The following is a 20,675-nucleotide window of genomic DNA, read 5'->3' on the forward strand; positions in this document are numbered from 1 at the left end:
ATTAAATTTTCCTAGTTATCACTTAACTGAACCACTCTGAAATATTTATTTTCATATACAATCTCCCCTAAAGAATCGGGAGGAGATTCACCCCATACAAAGTAATAATCAATTTGATTATACATTAAATCTTCTTTTAATTCTAGATCAGACTGTTTTTTAGTAACCCCATAATATTTACTGTCTAAATAATAACTAAAATAATCCATTACTTCCCAATGATCATTGGAAGCTATATTACCATTAATTCCATGATACTTTAAATCTATACTGACTTCATAAACTCTAAAACTTTCCCCAGTATAAGAACCGAGAGCTAAAATTGGATAAACAGCCAATAATATTGCCAGGACAATAATGATTGATTTGAAAAAATTATTTTTAATATAATCTTCTTCATAAAGCATTTTTAAAGAATAGAACCCTAATAAAAATGATAAAATAAAAACAAACCATAAATACCTTTCTTCAATTAATATAAGAACATATCCACCAGTATAAAGTATCATAGTTCCCAAAATAAAGATTATATTATGTTTGGTAGATCTCTCTCTTGTTTTGAATAATAAAAATAATGCCAATATACTAGCTAATAATGGAATAAACAGCAAATTAAACGAAATCAGGATTATATCACGAATATTATTTAGAATAAGCATGATTTGATGGTTAAAATTCTGTGAAGATTTTATTGGATTCCAGTTTTTTACTTGGAAATAACTGGGATCCTCCCATGAACTAACTGAAGACTCATTTGGAGGTTTTAAAATTCCCTGATAATAATTTGCATGACCATTTGATTCAGGACCTACTAATGCATAATTATAAGACCCGGTTTTTCCAATAGTCACCACTCCATATTTTTCGCTAATAATAATAGCCCAAATACCACTAATAATTAAAAAAACAGATAGGCCTAGTAATAAATTTTTTTTAACTGTCGATCCATCTACTGGGAATTTTTTTATATAATAAAGGTTGGTTAGAATGAAATGGATTAAAAAAAAGAAAAACACATAACTTTTTGATAAAAATGCCAATGCACCCAATAACCCCGTTATAAGTCCCATGTACTTTGATTTTCTGTATTTTTCATCCATTAAAAAATTGAGATAAAATAAAAGAAGGCATACAACCAATAAATCCGGGGTGATGTAATTAAATGTGAAATAAAACATAAATGGGATTAATGCCAGTAAAATAATTGTTTTGAGAAGATTATTAAATTTTAACTGATTTAATATCAAATAGATCCCAATCAACGTGAATAAACCAATAATAATAGCCAATATTTTTGTTGAAATCACATTTTCAAGGTTTCCCGGCCAGATAGCAATGAATGGCATTAAAAGCCAGGAGTACAGAGGACCCCAGTATCCATTAATTGCATGAGAAATGTTTCCACTGAGATAACTTTTGGCAATACTGATATAAGCTATTCCATCAGAATTAATTATATATTTGAAATTAGAGAATAAAATAGCTGATAAACATAAGTACAATAATAAAACAAGGATTAGATTCTGTTTATCCTTTATTTGCTCAATTATCAAGTTATATGTCCCCCAACTACTAACCCAACATAAGATATGTTAATTTGATATGATTTATTATAAAACTTTTCCCATTTTTTTTAAAACACATTACTAAACAACATCAATTTATAACCATTTAAACAAAACCACACCTAATTAGTTGAAAGTTAAAAAAGATATTAATTACAGCCCATATTCAATACGATGGCGATTATCATGAAACCAGCTAAAAGAGTAGAGTCCATTGATCTATCTGGAATACGGAAAATGTTCGATATGGTGGGGGAAGACTCCATCAACCTGGCACTGGGTGAGCCAGACTTTGACACACCATCCCACATTCGAGAAGCAGTTAAAGAAGCCCTGGATGAGGGTTTCACCCATTACACCGGCAACACCGGGATCATGGAACTACGAGAAGCCATAGCCCATAAATTACAGACTGACAATCATATCAACGCATCCCCTGAGTCAATAATTGTTACAGTAGGGGCCAGTGGAGCACTATATTCCAGTATCAATGCAATTGTAGAAGAAGGAGATGACGTGATCATCCCTGACCCTGGTTTCGTAGCTTATGATGCCTGTGTGAAGCTCAGTGGAGGTAGATCCGTATCCGCACAACTTAAAGATGAAAATGATTTCAGGATGATACCAGAAGATGTGCTGGAACAGGTCACCCCACGTACCAAGGCCATTATAATGAATTCACCAGGCAATCCCACAGGTGCGGTCCTGGAAAAGGAAGATGTTAAGGGCATGGCTGACATTGCCGATGATCATGACCTGATTCTAATTTCTGATGAGATCTACGATAAGATCATCTATGGGAAGAAACACTACAGCCCTGCACACTACTCCGATAACGTGATAACCGTTAACGGCTTCTCCAAGACCTATGCCATGACCGGTTTCCGCATTGGATATCTTTCCATACCCTCCAAGTTAACTGAGGAAATCTTAAAAATACACCAGTACAGTGTTACCTGTACCACTTCCATATCTCAGAAAGCTGCTTTAGCCGCCCTTCAAGGCCCCCAGGATAGTGTGGACCAGATGAGGGATGAGTTTCAAAGGAGAAGGGATCTGGTGGTGGGAAGACTGCGTGATATGGGAATAGAATGCAACCAACCCCATGGAGCATTTTACGTGTTTCCACGTATGGATAATCCGGAAAAATTCGTGGAAGCTGCTCTTAAAAAAGATGTGGTTCTGGTTCCAGGTTCTTCCTTTGGTAAGTACGGTGAAGGTCACTTCCGCATATCCTACGCCACCTCATATGAGGATCTTCAGGAAGCCATGGATCGTCTTGAATCCTTAAACTGGCAAAATAAATAATATTAACATTCAAATTGGGCATAAAACAATCCAAATAGAATATAGCAGGATCCAAATAGGCATATGATTCAAAATAGGCATAGCAGTTTTATTGTCCCTAAAATTTTTATTTTAAATACAAATAATTTTTTTTAAATGAAAATAAAATATTTGCTCTTTAAAAATGATGAAATAAATTTACTCTGAAATAAATTTAGTCTAAAGATTAAAATAAATAAATCTTTACCTTTTTTTAAATTTTTCAAAAGTTAGGCATCCCTATCACAAATTAGATAACCCTAACATTATATTTAACCTAATTAGGCACTCCTAACACCCTAATTGATGGAAAAAGATATATATGGCCTTCTTCATATCTTAATAAACTTAAAGATAACTACCGGAGGCAACAATTTGGCAAATGAACTGGACCTGGAAAACATTGAAGGACTCAAAGAAACAGAAGTAGCCCAAAAAATAATAGAACATGGCTATAATGAGCTACCCTCAACTGAAAAGAGATCCTTTTTAACCATTGTTTTGGAGGTAATCCGGGAACCCATGTTTCTCCTACTAATTGCCTGTGGTGCCATTTATCTTGTTTTAGGAGATCTTCAGGAGGCATTGATGCTCCTGGGATTTGTTTTCGTGATTATGGGAATAACCTTTTACCAGGAAAGGAAAACAGAACGCACCCTGGAGGCACTCCGGGATCTTTCCAGTCCCAGAGCCCTTGTTATACGTGACGGGCGTGAGAAGAGGATTCCTGGCCGGGAAGTGGTCACAGGTGATATTATCATGCTCAAGGAGGGTGACCGGGTCCCGGCAGATGCTGTGGTCATATCCTGCAGCAACCTCCTCATAAATGAGTCCCTCTTAACCGGTGAATCAGTACCGGTGCGGAAGGTGCAGTGCGGGGGATTCATGGACATGCATCCTCCAGGAGGTGATGGTCTGCCCTCAGTCTACTCGGGAACACTGGTAGTGCAGGGCCAGGGAGTGGCCCAGGTTGTCTCCATCGGCCTGGAGACGGAGATGGGCCGTATAGGCAAACGACTCCAGTCCCTGGAAACAGAAGACACATCCCTTCAGATGGAAACCCGTACACTGGTACGGAACATGGCCCTTGTTGGTGTTGGATTATGTGCCGCAGTGGTGGTAATCTACGGACTCACCAGACTGGACTGGCTTAACGGATTTCTAGCAGGTATAACCCTTGCCATGGCCATCCTCCCCGAGGAATTTCCCGTGGTTCTCACTATCTTCCTGGCACTGGGTGCCTGGAGAATATCCAGGAAAAACGTACTAACCCGGCGTTCACACGCCATTCAGGCCCTGGGATCAACCACTGTCCTATGTGTGGATAAAACCGGCACTCTAACTTTAAATCAGATGTCGGTGGGTAAGATCATGAATGGTGCTCACTTTTATGATGTGAACAGTCAAACTGATCACCTTCCAGAGTCCTTCCATGAATTGGTGGAGTTCAGTATACTGGCCAGCCAGCGTGACCCCTTTGATCCCATGGAGAAATCCCTCAAAGGATTTGGTGATGAAACATTACAGGAAACTGAACACCTCCATGAGGACTGGCAGCTGGTCCACGAGTACCCATTATCCCAGGAACTCCTGGCCATGTCCCATGTATGGCAATCCCCTGATGGTGAGGATTACATAATCGCAGCTAAAGGAGCACCGGAAGCTGTGGCGGATCTCTGCCACCTCAAAGTAGATGAACTGGAACAGTTATCACGTAACATATCATTAATGGCCAGTGAGGGTTTGAGGATAATAGGGGTGGCCCGTGCATCATTTAAAAGTGAGGATCTCCCTGGAAAGCAGCATGACTTTAACTTCCAGTTTCTGGGACTGGTGGGATTCCTGGACCCGGTTCGTGAAGAAGTCCCCCAGGCAGTAGAGGAATGTTACCAGGCAGGTATACGGGTGGTGATGATAACTGGAGACTATCCTGGCACTGCCCGGAACATAGCCCAGAAAATAGGCCTCAAACAAGCAGATAATGTTATAACTGGTGATCAGTTGAATGAAATGGATGATGAGACCCTGAAAGAACAGGTGAAGGGTGTTAACATTTTTGCCCGTATGGTGCCGGAGATGAAACTGCGTCTGGTTGAGGCTCTTAAATCCAATGGGGAAATAGTGGCCATGACTGGGGATGGGGTTAACGATGCCCCTGCCCTTAAATCCGCCCAGATAGGTATAAGTATGGGTGGGCGTGGTACTGATGTGGCCCGGGAAGCATCCGCCCTGGTACTGCTGGAGGATGATTTCTCATCCATTGTAGCCAGTGTGAAGATGGGACGACGCATATATGACAACCTGAAAAAGGCCACTGCCTACATCTTCGCGGTGCATGTTCCCATTGTGGGGATGTCCTTTTTACCCGTGCTGTTCCAGTGGCCCCTGGTCCTGTTCCCGGTGCAGATCGTGTTCCTGGAACTCATCATCGACCCTGCCTGTTCCGTGGTCTTTGAGGCAGAACCGGCTGAATCAAATGCCATGAAACGCCCTCCACGCAGCTCATCTGAAAAATTGTTCAGCAGGGAAAACATTGGAATGAGTATTTTACAGGGAATAGTGGTTCTGGTAGTGGTTCTGGCGGTTTACCTTGTGGGTCTTAACTGGCAGGGAGAAGAAAGCGCCCGAACATTAAGCTACATCACCCTTATCTTCGCTAACCTGGCCCTCATACTAACCAATCGCTCCTGGTCCCGTACCATATACCAGACACTCCGCTCACCTAACCAGGCACTCTGGTGGGTGTTAGGTGGTGCTGTGCTGTTTTTAGGTGCGATTTTGTACTTCCCACCCCTGCAGCAATTGTTCAAGTTCTGCCCCCTTAGTCTGTGGGAGATTCTGTTATGTTTTGCAGCAGGTATGCTGAGTGTGTTGTGGTTTGAGGGATTCAAATGGATCAAAAACAGGGGTAAAGGGAGCAATCCAAGCTGAGGGTTATCTGCAAAAGGTTATCTGCAAAAAAGTAGATTATTCTTCCAATCCCTCTTTTATTTTATTCCATCAATATTTTAGTCCCCAATCTCTTTTTTTATCCCTAATTCGTTTCCCACAAGTTTTATTTTCATCAACAACCCAATATTATATTGGATAAACATATGGAAATATTGGATAAAAACAATTGGATTGGATAAAACATTTAGAATCATAATTAGGTAAACTATTAGATTAGTAAATCTGGAGTTGTTGGATAAAACCGGAGTAAATGATGGAATCTGAAAAATCCTCTGTTGTTAAAAAAGAGCTTCTGGATAAATGCCGTGACCTGGGAATACCTCTGGTAGGCTTTGCACCGGTAGAAAGATGGGAGAACCCGCCGGAAGAACTTCCACAGCATTTCTCTAACTGGATACCCAGAGAATTCTGGCCCCAGCCCATTTACCCTGAGGCAGAGACTGTGGTGGTGATTGGTTTACCAGTGCAACTCCCCATAGTGGAAACTGCTCCGTCCATCTACTACCATGAACTATATGAAACCGTGAACATCCTCCTGGATGCTAAGGCCTATGAGATATCCAATTTTCTTACCATGAAGGGTTATCCTTCTATTTTCCTCCCACGTGATGGTTATGGAGATATTGAAGTCCTACTGGAAAAGCCCTTAGCATTCTTTTCCCACAAACATGCCGCATTCCTGGCGGGTCTGGGATCTTTTGGATTGAATAACGTTCTCCTCACACCAGAATGGGGGCCCAGGGTGCGTTTTACCAGCATATTCACTACCCTAAAACTGGAAGGAACCCCCATTTCGGGTGATGATCTGTGCACCCGGTGTATGTCCTGTGCACATAACTGTCCCGTGAATGCCATAAAATCAGAGTATATGGCTGAAACAGGATTGAAGGATAAACCTGAAGGTGAATCAGAATATAAAACTTCTAAAAGCGAAGGAGGGCCTGATTTCCCTCCCATTATAAATAAGATGACCTGTGCCAATCGCAGCAAGAAACTGAGGAAAGAATACAGATCTCCCTGCGGTATCTGTATCAAAGTCTGTCCAGTGGGTGGAGATCGGGAAGTGTTTAATAGGAATGAGACATCCATGTACACCCGTAAGGAAGGTTTTGAAGAATATCACCGGGCATGGAAGCATGTACGTCGTTATGGTAGTAAAAGATGATTGTTCAGATTAGGGCAGGTTTACTAAAAGAAATCTGATATTAAAAAAGACCATATAGAAATAATATAAGTTTGGATAAACATAATTTAGTTAATGTTTGATTTAATAGAATTTAATTCAATTTAACAATGAATTAAGAGGATTTTTTATGAATTACCCATTTGCTCGTCGCATGAATAAGATACCAAGGTCTTTTGTCAGGGAAATCCTGAAAGTAACCGATGATGATGATATGATTTCCTTTGCTGGTGGACTTCCCAATCCCCAGTCCTTCCCTGTGGAGGCAATAAAAGATGCCACATCCAAGGTTCTGACTGAAGACGGGGAGAAGGTTCTCCAGTACAGCACCACTGAGGGTTACCGTCCTTTAAGGGAACTCATAGCCCAGCGATATAAACGGCAGGGTCTGAAAGTGGAAGTTGATGATATTCTGATAACCAATGGTTCCCAGCAGTGCCTGGATCTAGTGGGGAAGATTTTCTTAGACCGTGATGATGGAGTGGTTATGGAAAGACCCACATATCTGGCGGCAATACAGGCTTTTGGTCTGTATGAACCACGATTCCATTCCGTGCCTCTTCTATCAGACGGGGTGGACACCAAGGCCCTGGAAAACATATTGAAAGAGGAAGATATCAAACTCTTCTACTCAGTTACCAGTTTCCAGAACCCAACGGGAATAACCTACTCACGAGATAAAAGAGAGAAGGTTGCAGAAATTCTCACCGAACACGACACCATTCTGGTTGAGGACAACCCCTATGGTGAGATACGGTTCATGGGAGAGGAAATACCACCCATCAAGTCCCAACTACCGGATTCAATCCTTTTCGGGACTTTCTCCAAGATCGTCTCCCCGGGTATGAGGATGGGCTGGATAGTAGCTCCACCTGAGGTTATGGATAAACTGATCACTGCCAAACAGGCATCGGATCTTCACTCCAACTACTTCACCCAGAGGGTGGTCTACCAGTACCTTCAGGATAACGAGGTTGATGGCCATATACAGAAGATAAGGAAACTCTACAAGTCCCAGAGGGACGAGATGGTTCGGTCCATTAGGGAATACTTGCCGGAGGGGGTTAAACACACTGCTCCTGAGGGTGGGATGTTTTTATGGGTTACTCTACCTGAAGGTATGTCTTCAATGGATTTGTTTGAACTGGCACTTGAAGAAAAAGTTGCATTTGTACCTGGTGAAACATTCTACACTGAAAGCCCGGAAAAAAATACCATGCGACTGAATTTCTCCAACAGCAGTGAGGAAGAAATAATAAAAGGGATGAAAAGGTTGGGAAAATCCATTGAAAAACTTCAGGATGTGAAGAAATAAAAAAAATGTACCAATCCACTTTTAATATAAAGGCCAAAGCACCATTTGATTTTGACCTTAGCTCCAGAATATTTTCTAATGGAGATAAAAATATAAAAAAATATGCCAATAATCATTTCTGGCAGGCTATCAATATCAAGCAAAAACCAATGCTTTTATACATTGAGTCCGTGGGAGAAGTGGAAAATCCTGAACTTAGGGTAAGTGTGGGATCAAAAGATGAATTATCTCAGGATATTCTAAATTCAGTTCCCCAGATGGTTCATAAAATTTTTAACCTCGGCTTAGACCTTCATCCTTTTTATGAAGCGATAAAATCTGATGATACCATGGCCCGGATCACTGGCAAGCTTTACGGTCTTAAAAATCCATCCACACCCACTTTATTTGAGGCAATTACCGACTCCATCATTGAACAGCAAATATCCCTAAAAGCAGCCCATAGTATAGGAAACCGTTTGATAAAACAGTTCGGATCGTGTATTTACAGTTATGGTCAGAAATATTATTCTTACCCTTCACCAGAGGATTTAGCCCATTTAGACCTTGAAAAACTTCGAAAATGTGGTCTGAGTTACAGGAAAGCAGAATATATTCGGGATTTATCATTGAATATAATAAACAAAGAGGTGGATCTAAAATCCCTTCAAAAGATGAGTACCACCCAGGAAATGATAGACGAACTGACAAAAATAAGGGGTATTGGTATTTGGACTGCTGAACTGGCACTGCTTAGGGGATTGTGCAGATTGGATGCAATTCCCGCAGATGATATTGGATTGCAGAGAGTTATAGCTCATTTTTACCATGATGATAAAAAGATATCCGCTGAAGAAGTCCGGGAAATTGCCAGTTCATGGGGAAAATGGAGGGGACTCGCTAGTTATTATTTGATTGTGGCAGAGTTAATGGATATCTGATTGTAATTATCATTAATTTTAGGAGAATTTTAGATGAAAATAAAATATATCTGTCCCTTAATCACAGTGCAAGATATTGAAAAATCAAGAAAGTTTTATGAAGAGGTCCTGAATCAGGACGTGGAACTAGATCACGGGGCTAATGTCTCTTTTAAGGGAGGTTTTGCCATTCATGATGCTGAACACTACCAGGAGCTTTTAGGGGAATCCCCAACTACCAACACCGCGTGTGAGAAGAACTTCATGGAATTATACTTCGAATCAGATGATTTGGATGGTATTCATGAAAAATTAGAGTCAACTGATACTAAATTTGTTCACAGAATTAGGGAACAACTATGGGGGCAGAGGGTTATGCGTTTTTATGACCCTGATGATTACATAATAGAGGTGGGTGAACCCCTGGAATTTGTGGTGAAGAGATTCGCCGCCCAGGGTTTTTCCACAGAAGAGATCGCAGAAAGGTCTTCGATGCCTGTGGAGTTCGTGGAGATGGTTCTGGAAGTTAAAAAATGATCCTTAGAGGATAATTATTTAAATTATCTCAAAATCAGGGGTAGATTAGTTTAGGTAGGATTAAACCAGAACCTGGTCAAATTAGTTAGGTATGATAAACCAGAACCTTGTCAATATGATGGCCATCCATATCTACTACTTCAAAATTAACATCCCCCGACTGGAATGATTCCCCAGTATCGGGTATTTTACCTAAATAATCCAATATAAACCCACCTAATGTTTGATAAACTCCCATCTCTTCACCAGGTAAATTTTTAACATTTAATATGTCCTTGAATTCTTCTACAGATATTGCACCATCCATTAACCAGCTTCCATCTGGTCTTTGAACTGCTTTTGGTTCATCTGGCTCATCAATAGCAGGAATTTCCCCAACAATTGCCTCTAATATATCGTTAAGAGTAATCAATCCTTCGATGCTTCCGTACTCATCAACCACAATTGCCATGTGCACGTTGTCTTTGGATTCTTTAAACAGGTTGAGAATGTCCAGAACATCGGAACTTTCCGGGACAATGATGGGGCTTTTTATGTATTCTTGAAGATTGACTCCATCCTCAATTTCCACCTCAAAAAGATCCTTTAACTGTATTACACCCAAAAAATTATCCAGTGAATTTTTTCCCACTGGGAACATTGCCCTTTTACTTTCAGTTATTTTTGATTTGATATCTGCTACCGATTCATCAACATCAAGCCATGTTATTCCAGTTTTGGGAGTCATGAGTGAACTAGCCCTTCTATCGTCCAGCATGAACACTCTTTTAATTATATCTTCCTCTGTTTTCTCAAACTCACCAGTTTGAGTTCCTTCCTCAATTAAAAGTTTAATCTCCTCCTCTGAAACGTTTTCTTCATTGGATTCTTTTATTTGAAGAATTTTGAGAACTAATTCCATGGAAAAGCTGAGTAAAACAACTAGAGGGGATGTGATTTTTGAAATGTATTTCATGGGTTTAGCAATTTTTACAGCGATCTGTTCTGGATTGTTTAGGGCGATTCTCTTGGGAACCAGTTCCCCCACTATCAGGGACAAATAGGTAATAATCAAAACCACTACTAAAAATCCAAGGGCTTCACTGTAGGGTTGTAAAAAGGCTACACCCTCCAGATTGCTGGAAATGGTTTGTGCAATGGTAGCACCACCAAAAGCACCTGCTAAAATACCAATAAGTGTTATACCTATTTGTACTGTGGATAAAAATTGATTAGGTGACTCTGAAAGCTCAATGGCAATGTCTGCATTTTTATTTCCATCTTGGCTCATTTTTTGCAGTTTAATTCTTCGAGAAGTGATTATTGCAATTTCAGAAAGAGCAAAAACACCATTTAAGACTATTAAAAACAGAATGATTAAAATTTCAAGGTATATTAATTCCATTGCTTATCCCAACATTTTTTTAGAATATGATTTTATTTTTAATTAATTATTTATGATTTTAATTGATTTAGATTTATTATATTTAAATTAACTAAAAATTATGTTGGTTATATTTAATGATTAAAGCGCAGGGGACGGGATTTGAACCCGCGTGATCCAAAGGATCATGGGATTAGCAGTCCCACGCCGTACCAGGCTGGGCCACCCCTGCATTGATTTTATGTATTTAATTAAAAAAGTAGGGTAATCAAAACATTGTCTAATCTACTATTTAAAGGTTTAAGCTAGTACTCAAAAGGCAAACCTTTCATCCAAATTTTTTTTATCAAACTAATTTTGAGATATCCATGTTATTTTGAATACCCATATTTTTTTGAATATATCCCTGGTTTAATATTAAATACCAAACATGTTTTGGATGAAACCTCTTCTATAAGTTTAAGTGGGCATGTTCAAGGGTGGACAGTTCTCATGGATGCTGGTGATCCAGGATTCCAACTCCACCCCGCTACTCCACAAGCATCAGCTGTCTAAGGTAGAGCTGCTTCTTTCCAGACCTGACCCGTTCCCCTGGTTAAGGCAGTTCACCCCGGCCCTCCAGCCGAGACTCTGCCACCACTGATCCTGCGGGACGAGGTTTCGACGTTGAGATCCTGGGCCAACACCCAGTTAAACTGCCGCCCCTTGAACTTCGACTGCACCATATAGGGGATGTGCGCTTACAGAGGACCCCTGACCCTCCAGTCTAGCCCAGTTAATGTTGGTATTGATGGTATTTTAAACTTACGATCCACATGAGATCATCACTCCCAAAAAAAAATGGAATCCTAGTTAAAATCAACACATTCACAAGTTTAAACATCCTTCATGCTGAAAATAAATTCCCAGTTAAAAATATTTCAACCATCTCATCATAATATTATACATGGAATGGCTCCTTATAATCGGCGTGGTTATCAGTGTCTACATGGCATTCAATATCGCTGCCAATGACATTGGAAACTCAGTGGGAACTGCGGTAGGCAGTGGATCCCTCACCATGCGAAAAGCCCTGATACTGGGTGCGATATTTGAATTTATAGGTGCAATGTATCTGGGAAATAATGTGATAAAAACTGTGGGCAGTGGAATAATCAACGCAGACATGCTACCTGCCACCGGAGCATTCATTATCACCCTGGCAGCGGCACTGTGGATAACCATAACTATCATTAAAAAAATACCCATATCTGGTTCAGATGCCATTATCAGTGCTGTTTTTGGTTACGGCCTGGTCAGTGTGGGTATTAGCGGTATGAACCTCAATGTCCTGGGCCTTATACTGGCCAGTTGGGTGTTATCACCCATGATAGGGATGGCAATAGGATTTATACTGTATTACCTCCTTAAAAGTGCATTTTTAGATAAAGTTAAGGATATTGCAGTTAAGGGTCGTCTGGAGAAAATTTTCTCCTACCTCCAGATTGGCAGCTCTGCATTTGCAGCACTGAATGTGGGGGCCATTGATATCGCAGTGGCCACTGGAGTGCTCTATTATACCTTCGGAACGAGTGCCGGGTTTGATATTAAACTAATCGGAGCCTTGGGGATTGTCCTTGGAATCCTGATAGCAGGGGGAAGGATCACCGATACTGTTGGGCGGAGGATAACTGATTTAATCCCTTCAAGGGGTTTTGCAGCCCAGATATCTGCTGCTTCGGTGGTTTTCATCTTCGCCACCCTGGGAATGCCTGTGTCCCCTACTCAAACCCTGGTGGGAACTGTTATTGGAGTGGGACTGGCCCGGGGTACTCGTACCATTAAACTGGATGTTATAAAAAATATTGCCACCACGTGGATTGTGACCATTCCAGCTTGCATTGCCCTTTCTATTCTATTATACTTTATAATGAACCTGTTTTTGTAGTGATTTGAATACATTAAGAATTAAGTGATTTAAAGACGTTGCAGAATTAAGTGATTTAAAGACTTTTCAGAATTATTTTTTAAATAGGAATTATTTTAACTATATTTTAAATATTTAAATTATTTCAATAATATCTTTTTCAGCGATTTCCAGTACTTATTGTTACTGTTGGTGAATTCCAAATATCCGGAAATAAAAATATATGATGTAAATTGCAAATAATTAATAAGTTATAGATCACGAGTTTCAAAATTTTTTCAGGAGGGAAATAATGAAAGCAGATGCTGTTAAAATTGCAGAAGGAGTGTACTGGATTGGAGTAATAGACTGGGATATTCGAGACTATCACGGTTACACCCTGAAAGGAACCACGTACAACGCTTTTTTAGTGTTTGGAGATGAAGAGGTTGCGGTGATAGATAACACCTATCCTGGTTCTTCAGCTCAGTTATGGGGTCGAATTGAAGATGCCTTTGCCCAGGAAAACAGGGAAGTGAAGGTAGATGTTATTATACAGAATCATATTGAAAAGGACCACAGCGGAGCCCTGACTGAGATTCATAAACGCTTCCCTGATGCACCCATATACTGTAGTCATGTGGCAATTAATGGTTTAAAACTGCACTACCCTGGGCTGGAAGGTGCAGATTTCCATCCGGTTAAAACCGGGGACACTCTGGAAGTGGGTGGTCGTACCCTGGCCTTTCTGGATGCCAAGATGCTCCACTGGCCAGATAGCATGTTCACCCTTCTCTTGGATGAGGGTATACTGTTTTCCAACGATGCCTTTGGCCAGCACCTCTGCTTCAGAGAAAGGTTCGATCATGAGATACCAGAATTCGTGCTGATGAATGCTGCCCAGAAATTCTACGCCAACCTGGTAACACCGGCCTCCATGCTGGTGGTGCGTAAGCTGGAAGAAGTTAAGGAACTGGGGTTACTGGATAAGATCAACATGATCGCCCCCTCCCATGGGCAGATATGGACTGATCCTTCCAAGATACTCACTGCCTATAGTAACTGGGCCACTGGAAAGTGCAGGGATAAGGCCACCATCATCTATGACACCATGCATTATTCCACCCGTATGATGGCCCACGCCCTGGCAGAGGGACTGATGAGTGAAGGAGTGGATGTAATCATGTACTTCATGCACACTGATGAACGCAGTGAGATGGTTAACGACATCCTGGACAGTAAAGCCCTGCTTCTGGGGATTCCAACATTATTCAATGGACCCTACCCCAGTGCGGGAGATCTGCTCTACTACCTGGAGGGATTGAGCTTCCAGCGCACAGGATTAAAACGACTGGCCGTTACCTTCGGCTCCAAGGGATGGAGTGGTAAAGCCGTAGATAAAGTGGCAGAGACACTGACTAAATGTGGATTTGAAGTTTTGGACAAATATGAGGTTAATTATGTACCCACCGGGGACCAGCTTGATAACTGTTACCAGATAGGTCAGCAGATGGCCCAGAAGATTAAAGAAATGTAAAGTGATCCCCTTTGATCCCCTTCTTAAGGGGAGTTGCTGTATTCTGCTGAGTAAATAAAATTTATTGATAAAGGAGGGTTAAATCATGAAGTCAGTGGATTTTGAAAGTGGACTGGACAATGAGAAAAAAGTGATGGTGACCATATTCTGGACTAACCGTAAGGCTGCCCGAACTGAAGGCTGTGCTCCCTTCAGGATAAAGAGGATAGAGACTGAAACTGAAACCTACACACCACAGGGGAAGAAACTGCTCAAGATAAGTGATGAGATCATGGCAGATATGGTCCGAACACTTGATGCTGGTAAATCCATTCCCATGGAATTTAACATAGGGGAAGAAAACATAAGTGTTAATCTAAGTTCAGATTCTTTTTCTGTTTCTGTTCTAAAAAGTCCAGAGATAGAAGAGGAGATCATCGAAAAACTGGAAATGGAATTAACCAAGAAGTTTCCTAATTTATGTGATTCCTTCAAACCACGGGTGACTCCCCAGGGATAAACCATCTAAAAGGAATAAACCATCTTAAATAAGAGATAACCCATCTAAAAAGGGATGAACAATCTAGAACTAAAATAAAAAAGGTATTTCTTTAAAAAGGTATTCCATAAGATGATTACCTATTTTAAGAAAACATTTCCCCCCTTATTTTTAAACTAATTCTTATATTTTATGGACAATTTATTTTATAGGATTTATTTTATAGGATTTATTTTATAGGATTTATTTTCTCCATCTGAAACTACAATTTTTCCTATCTGACTACACATATCAGGAGAATGTCGAAAAATTTATTTTAATTGAATAGTTTAAAGTCTAGAGAAATTAACCGGAGAAAAAAATTAAACCGTTAATTAACCTTCGTGGATTTTATAGTTCAATGGAACTTATTATATCCCCATCAGAAACAATACCCACCAGTTTGTGATTATCCAGGACTACCAGCTGGTTGATTATACCCTCATCTGAACCGTATTCATGCATTTTGCGCACTGCGGTGGCCAGGTTATCTTCAGGTGATACGTATATCACTTGATTAACCATAACTTCTTCCACAGTGGTTCCCAGTTCATATTTATCCAGTATCAGGTTGTGGCCCAGGTCGGTGGCAGTAACTATGCCCACCAGTTTCCCACCATCATCCACTACGGGTAGTGAACTTATTTTATGCTTCATCAGCTTTTCAAAGGCAAATACAACATCTTCAGTAGGCGGGACTGTAATAACCGTCTGGCTCATTACATCCTTAACCTTTAGTCTCTGTAACATGGTCTTCACTTCCATAGGTTTTGGTAATATCTTCAATAATCGATTCAATGGTCGTGGTGATGTCAATGTTTTCAATCACCGGAACATGGTATTTGTTGGCCTGACTCTCAAAGTATTTGTGAGTTCTCCTAATGGCCCCAAAATAGTTCATATACCTTTCAAGAGGCCTTCTTGCCCATTGTTGCCTGCATCTTGAGTAAAAACGACCTTTATGCACTTCTTCATCTTCCAGGGTTAAAATGAACATATGCACGTTGTCCCGGGAAACCAGGTCTTCCCTGATGAATCCGGGCACTATGTGAACTCCTTCAATAACAATACTAATACCCTCGGTTATGGATCGTTCAATAACCGCCTCCACGCCCACGCTCACTGTGTCCACATGGTCCCTGAAACCTATTAACACCTCATCCAGTTCAGGTGGTGGAGGTATGCGCAGGGAACGGTAGGCGGTGTAGCTGGATTCATAGATTGTGGGTAGGAGCTCTTTGGATGCGATTTTACGCATTACTTCCCGTATCATGTCAGTGCTGATCATGTTACGGATTCCCAGCCTGTTGGCCACCTCAAATGCTATGGAAGAAGTTCCCACTCCTGAAGAACCCCCTATGAGAATAACTAACGGGTCTTGACACTTCCTTATCCTTTTCCAGAGGCCATATTGAACAGCTACTTCACTGTCCTCATCTTTGAGCCTTTGACGGACGACATTCACCAGGTCATCCAGTTTGATTAGGGTTACACCATCTTTTTTGAGCTGGGCTTCTATCTGGGAAGAGAAAGTGTAGGCCTTGTTGGGATCCATCTCAGCACGGGTTAAAGACCTGGCTAAAACTCCCTTTGAAAAGGGTTCCCTGTATTTTTTCCCGCTTACTTCTCCTTCAACCATTATCATAGTAACCTCACCTCAATATGTGGGCATTGTAGAGATTTAAAAATCAAGATATTATTTGTCAACATCATTTAAATCATTTTCTGTGTGGATTTTTTTATCACAGAAATATTAAAGAGCTATTTATTAACTTTGAAGTTTTATTATTTCGGTTTCAACTTCTCCAGCTCCCTGAGCATCAGAAATTTGAATTAAACATGCATGGCCATGGGATACTTGTCCGGGGTTCACGATGGTGGTGTTACCAATCTTATCAGTACCACGTGCTTCGTGTATGTGACCGCAGATATTCACGGTAGGTTGCATTTCTTCAATTATTTTGCGCAGGCTCTTACTACCCACATGCACCCCTGAAGGCAAGAGGTCAGTTTTAGTGTCATATGGTGGGGCATGAGTGATAAAAAGAGTTATTTCCTGTTCTTTGATCCCTTCAATGGCCCTTTTTGCCTCATCATAGATTTGGATCTCCTCAAATTCAAGGGGAGTGTCAAAGGGTGTGGGATTAGATCCTCCGAAACCGCATATTCCTATGTTCTTAATTACCAGGTTCCGGGCATGGATATTTATGGCTTGAGATTGGTCGATATTGATATGCATTGATCCGGGATCACAGTTACCGGGTATGGCCAGTACCGGTACATCGAATGAACTGATTTCATTCAACATATCCTCTCCTAACTCTGGAGGGCCGAAATGGGTTATGTCGCCGGCTATGATTATCAGGTCCACCTTGTTATCTTTAAGATAGGTAATAATGGGTTTTATATCACCGTGGAGATCGCTTACAGCAAGGATTTTCATAGGTCTTCTCCTTGAATGTTTAAAAAATTGAAGTTTGGTACTAAAGTTGAGTTTAGTACATAATTAAATGATCTATGATTTTCATCTAAAATGACTAGTTTTCATCTAAAATGACTAGTTACTAAAATGATATCAAGTTAAATAAAATCCAGTTTTTTATTAAATCCGTTTTTTAACTCATATTTTGTCCAGTCTTTTAGTCCCAGAATAGTCAGAGTCTGTTATTTACTCCATTTCTCTTAGCTGTTCCTTGAAGAATGAAGAAAGTTCCTGGAGGCTTTTTTTAATATTTTCTTTGTCTCCGTATACCACTACCAGGGTATCTTCCTCAAATTCAATGATAACATTCTCGTATTCGGCGATTTCCTGAACCCTGTCCTCGGAGAGGGGGGCTTTGAAGTTCATTCGGACCATGGAAAATCCGGAAGGGGCGCCTACCACGAATTTGGAGTTGGTTTTCTTCTGAGGATATACTACTTCTCCTCTGGAGGCTCTTAAAAGTTTATCCATCCATTTATCAGCATATTCTGAACTTACTTCTTCTGCCATACCCATAAGAAAATTCTGGATTGAGGTTAGAAATTCATTGATTCGTTTTACCTCTACCTGTCTTTCAGGGTCGGTGGGGTCCACCTTGTAAAAGTTGATGGTGGTTTTAGCCATCCGGATATTTTTGGTGATTTCTTTGGGAATCTCCATTTCCTTCTTTCTAAGATCAGTGAGAAGTTCCACCAGTACCAGCCAAGTCTGTTCTGCTGGTAATTCACTCATAGTAACCTTCCAGAACCTGTTTGGAACGGTGATTGAGTTTGGCATCGGCTGCCTGAAGCTCCTCATCGATCTCTTTTAAATTTTCATAGGAGTCTAAAAACAGTACGTGCACGCTTTCGGTGCCACTAATATCCAGGATGGCTATGTCGTCATTATCATTAATTGTTTTATCTTCTATTGATGCTTTGTACTGTACAAAAGGACCGTATTTTTCCGGTAATTCCGTGTATTTGAAAACTCCGGCTAGAGTTGCTACGAACAAAAAAACACCTCTTTATATATTATCCATTAATTTTTAGTTAAAATTAGTATCTAATTAGTATTTTGAAAAATAAAAAACTTATGGGTAAAAAAAATAATTAAGGGAGAATTGATTTATTCTCCACCGGTAATTTCATCCAGTTTTGCAAGGGCAGGGTCCGCGCTGATCTGGTGAGCATCAACTGTTAGGTCTTCTTTGCTGACTCCCATTGCCAGTCCGTAGAGTTGTGCCAGGTGGAAAACAGGTATGTCCCAGTTGTCACCATAGTTTTTGTTGACTTCGGTCTGTCCTACATCAAACTGTAAGTGGCAGAATGGGCAGACGTTTACAATAGCGTCTACTCCTGCTTCTTTCATGTTCTGGAGTTTTTCACGGGTGTATGATAATGTCACATCGATGTCACGGGAACGTAGCCCTCCGCCGGCTCCACAGCACATCGTTTTGTCCTTGTATGGTACGGATTTTGCTCCGGTAACTTCCACCAGTTCATCAAGGATGGTTGGTTGGATTGGGTCGTCGATCTCGATTTCTGCGCTTGGTTTGAGGAAGTGGCAACCGTAGTGTACAGCTACGTTGAGGTTTAATGGAGTGGTAACAGCTTCTGCCAGTTTGTCCAGTCCTACATCATTGTAGAGAATTTCAGCGAAGTGTCGTACGTTTATTTCACCTTTGTATTCCCGGCCAGCTTCTGCTAGAACACCATTGATCTTTTCCTTCATTTGTTCATCTTCGTGGAGCAAGTGGTTGGTTTCGAATAGTGATCCGAAACATCCATTACACTCGGTCAAGATGTCGTTACCCTGTTCTTCAGCGATGGTTATGTTCCTGGCGGCTATGGCAGCCCAGGTGGTTCGGTCAAATGATCCAAATACTCCTGGTGCTGGGCAGCATGATGCTCCTTCCATATCCTGTAGTTCGATGTCCAGCTGGTCAAACATGATCCTGGTTGCCTTTTCAATTCCAGGGTACCTGTTGTTCATTATACATCCTAAGAAATATGCGAATGCCATTTTTATCACCTTATTCTAGTTCTCCGGTTTCCCAGTTGTAGCCTATGAGGTTGTCGAAACCTGTGGCTTTGATTATTGTTTGAACTTCTTCCAATGCTTCTGGGAACTGGTGGGTTGTTGGTGGTAGTTCATCTAGACCAACACTTTTTCTCAGTGCCATGGTAGCGTCGTTAATTGGTACACCGTGGCCGGTTTTTGTAACGAATAATCCAGTCATTTTGTGGGCAGGTGCCATGTATCCGGCTGCTGCAGCCTGGTTTCGGATGATCTTCACAATATCCACGATTTTAATTCCACGTGGGCATCTTTCCTGACATTCGTAACAGGTGGTACACATCCAGATGGAATCATCAGATATAACATCTTCTTTGAGTCCCATTACAGCCCTTCGGACTACTCCTCTTATCCTGTAAGGGGTTCTCCTTCCTGATGGGCAGGCACCAGTACAGGTCCCGCACTGGAAACATATTGCCACTGACTCTGCGCCAGCATCCATGATTTCCTGTTTGAAATCTTCATCTACATCTGCACGAGTTATTAAGTTTTCATCAGTTTGCAGTAAAGTCATGCTTTCACTCCTTTCTTTTTTTGGCTTATCTTTTGCTTTCACTGGTTCTTCAGCTTCAGCCATTTCCGGTTTAACTTCTTCTTTAGTCTCTGTATCAGGTTCTGATTTTTTTGCTTTTTCTGTTTCTTGTGTTTCTGCAGTTGTTGTTTTGGAGGACTCTTCCTCGGTTGCTGGAGTTTCTGTTTTTGGTTTTTCTTCGGCTGTCTCTTGTATTGCTGTTTCTTTTTCAACCGGGGGCTTTTCAGTCTCTGATTTTGCTGCTTGATCTTTCTTTTCTGGCCCTTCTCCGCCACTAAATACGTTTTTTAAGCGATCTAAAAAGCTCATTATATTCACGCCCCGGTCATCCTACGGTTCTCTTGGAAAACCATGTGATTTCCAGTTAAAAGTCTTGGATATAGAGATATATAAAGGTTGCTAAAAATTGGTCGAGTGTAACCTTTTGGGTTACACTAGAATTGATGGGATATGTTCATGTTCGTGAGATATATCTGAATAAAAAAAAATATCTGAAAGTAAGATTCCTTATTAAAATATTCTTA

Annotated in this window: 18 protein-coding genes, 1 tRNA gene and 1 other RNA gene; 9 read left to right on the plus strand and 11 right to left on the minus strand. The window is 40.8% G+C overall.

All coding sequences use genetic code 11. The features are described from left to right. Positions 1-11: 11 nt before the first annotated feature. Positions 12-1,553 (minus strand): glycosyltransferase family 39 protein, encoded by a 1,542-nt coding sequence (locus HY987_RS00295; protein ID WP_292754188.1) that lies wholly within the window; start codon positions 1,551-1,553, stop codon positions 12-14. 195 nt (positions 1,554-1,748) lie between these two features. On the opposite strand from HY987_RS00295, the gene HY987_RS00300 reads away from it, so the two are divergent. The 6 genes from HY987_RS00300 (at position 1,749) to HY987_RS00325 (ending at position 9,777) form a co-directional block, all read left to right on the plus strand. Then, positions 1,749-2,873: a pyridoxal phosphate-dependent aminotransferase gene (locus tag HY987_RS00300; RefSeq protein ID WP_292754739.1), complete on the plus strand. Its 1,125-nt coding sequence runs from the start codon at positions 1,749-1,751 to the stop codon at positions 2,871-2,873. A 393-nt stretch (positions 2,874-3,266) separates the two neighbouring features. Further along, positions 3,267-5,822 carry a cation-translocating P-type ATPase gene (locus tag HY987_RS00305; RefSeq protein ID WP_292754191.1) on the plus strand — a complete coding sequence of 852 codons (2,556 nt, stop codon included), beginning with the start codon at positions 3,267-3,269 and terminating at the stop codon, positions 5,820-5,822. Positions 5,823-6,096: 274 nt separating this feature from the next. After that, positions 6,097-7,008 (plus strand): 4Fe-4S binding protein, encoded by a 912-nt coding sequence (locus HY987_RS00310; protein WP_292754194.1) that lies wholly within the window; start codon positions 6,097-6,099, stop codon positions 7,006-7,008. 148 nt (positions 7,009-7,156) lie between these two features. Then, a complete protein-coding gene (locus tag HY987_RS00315) occupies positions 7,157-8,341 on the plus strand; it encodes a PLP-dependent aminotransferase family protein (RefSeq protein ID WP_292754197.1) in 1,185 nt (394 codons plus the stop codon). Between the two features lie 5 nt (positions 8,342-8,346). Next, positions 8,347-9,261, plus strand: a complete 915-nt coding sequence (locus HY987_RS00320) for a DNA-3-methyladenine glycosylase (RefSeq protein ID WP_292754201.1) — start codon at positions 8,347-8,349, stop codon at positions 9,259-9,261. 33 nt (positions 9,262-9,294) lie between these two features. Beyond that, complete coding sequence (locus HY987_RS00325) at positions 9,295-9,777, plus strand: VOC family protein (RefSeq protein WP_292754204.1); 483 nt, start codon at positions 9,295-9,297, stop codon at positions 9,775-9,777. An 85-nt stretch (positions 9,778-9,862) separates the two neighbouring features. On the opposite strand, the gene HY987_RS00330 is transcribed toward HY987_RS00325, so the two are convergent. The 3 genes from HY987_RS00330 to ffs form a co-directional block, all read right to left on the minus strand. Continuing rightward, positions 9,863-11,161 carry a hemolysin family protein gene (locus HY987_RS00330; protein ID WP_292754207.1) on the minus strand — a complete coding sequence of 433 codons (1,299 nt, stop codon included), beginning with the start codon at positions 11,159-11,161 and terminating at the stop codon, positions 9,863-9,865. 126 nt (positions 11,162-11,287) lie between these two features. Beyond that, a tRNA-Ser gene (locus HY987_RS00335) sits at positions 11,288-11,372 on the minus strand. 229 nt (positions 11,373-11,601) lie between these two features. Beyond that, an RNA gene (gene ffs / locus HY987_RS00340) (signal recognition particle sRNA) lies at positions 11,602-11,917 on the minus strand. Positions 11,918-12,086: 169 nt separating this feature from the next. On the opposite strand from ffs, the gene HY987_RS00345 reads away from it, so the two are divergent. The 3 genes from HY987_RS00345 to HY987_RS00355 all read left to right on the plus strand — a co-directional run bounded on the left by HY987_RS00345 (position 12,087) and on the right by HY987_RS00355 (position 15,061). Beyond that, a complete protein-coding gene (locus HY987_RS00345) occupies positions 12,087-13,067 on the plus strand; it encodes an inorganic phosphate transporter (protein WP_292754210.1) in 981 nt (326 codons plus the stop codon). Positions 13,068-13,338: 271 nt separating this feature from the next. After that, positions 13,339-14,562 carry an FprA family A-type flavoprotein gene (locus tag HY987_RS00350; RefSeq protein ID WP_292754213.1) on the plus strand — a complete coding sequence of 408 codons (1,224 nt, stop codon included), beginning with the start codon at positions 13,339-13,341 and terminating at the stop codon, positions 14,560-14,562. Between the two features lie 85 nt (positions 14,563-14,647). Next, positions 14,648-15,061, plus strand: coding sequence for a hypothetical protein (locus tag HY987_RS00355; RefSeq protein WP_292754216.1), 414 nt, complete (start codon positions 14,648-14,650; stop codon positions 15,059-15,061). 369 nt (positions 15,062-15,430) lie between these two features. Here HY987_RS00355 and HY987_RS00360 read toward each other — a convergent pair whose 3' ends face one another. The 7 genes from HY987_RS00360 to hdrC all read right to left on the minus strand — a co-directional run bounded on the left by HY987_RS00360 (position 15,431) and on the right by hdrC (position 20,460). Further along, positions 15,431-15,829, minus strand: a complete 399-nt coding sequence (locus HY987_RS00360) for a CBS domain-containing protein (protein WP_292754219.1) — start codon at positions 15,827-15,829, stop codon at positions 15,431-15,433. Continuing rightward, positions 15,807-16,724 carry a 2-phosphoglycerate kinase gene (locus HY987_RS00365; RefSeq protein ID WP_292754221.1) on the minus strand — a complete coding sequence of 306 codons (918 nt, stop codon included), beginning with the start codon at positions 16,722-16,724 and terminating at the stop codon, positions 15,807-15,809. The genes HY987_RS00360 and HY987_RS00365 overlap by 23 nt, the downstream gene beginning before the upstream one ends. A 123-nt stretch (positions 16,725-16,847) precedes the next feature. Then, entirely contained in the window at positions 16,848-17,522 is a 675-nt protein-coding gene (locus HY987_RS00370; RefSeq protein ID WP_292754224.1) for a metallophosphoesterase, read from the minus strand. A 225-nt stretch (positions 17,523-17,747) separates the two neighbouring features. Continuing rightward, positions 17,748-18,293, minus strand: coding sequence for a DUF2096 domain-containing protein (locus HY987_RS00375; RefSeq protein WP_292754227.1), 546 nt, complete (start codon positions 18,291-18,293; stop codon positions 17,748-17,750). Then, entirely contained in the window at positions 18,286-18,555 is a 270-nt protein-coding gene (locus HY987_RS00380) for a DUF749 domain-containing protein (RefSeq protein ID WP_292754230.1), read from the minus strand. The genes HY987_RS00375 and HY987_RS00380 overlap by 8 nt, the downstream gene beginning before the upstream one ends. Before the next feature lie 113 nt (positions 18,556-18,668). Continuing rightward, on the minus strand, positions 18,669-19,565 hold the full coding sequence (gene hdrB, locus HY987_RS00385; protein WP_292754232.1) for a CoB--CoM heterodisulfide reductase subunit B: 897 nt from the start codon (positions 19,563-19,565) through the stop codon (positions 18,669-18,671). 10 nt (positions 19,566-19,575) lie between these two features. Further along, positions 19,576-20,460: a CoB--CoM heterodisulfide reductase subunit C gene (gene hdrC, locus HY987_RS00390; RefSeq protein ID WP_292754234.1), complete on the minus strand. Its 885-nt coding sequence runs from the start codon at positions 20,458-20,460 to the stop codon at positions 19,576-19,578. Positions 20,461-20,675 lie beyond the last annotated feature (215 nt).

This window comes from Methanobacterium sp., from assembly GCF_016217785.1.
Lineage (GTDB): Archaea > Methanobacteriota > Methanobacteria > Methanobacteriales > Methanobacteriaceae > Methanobacterium.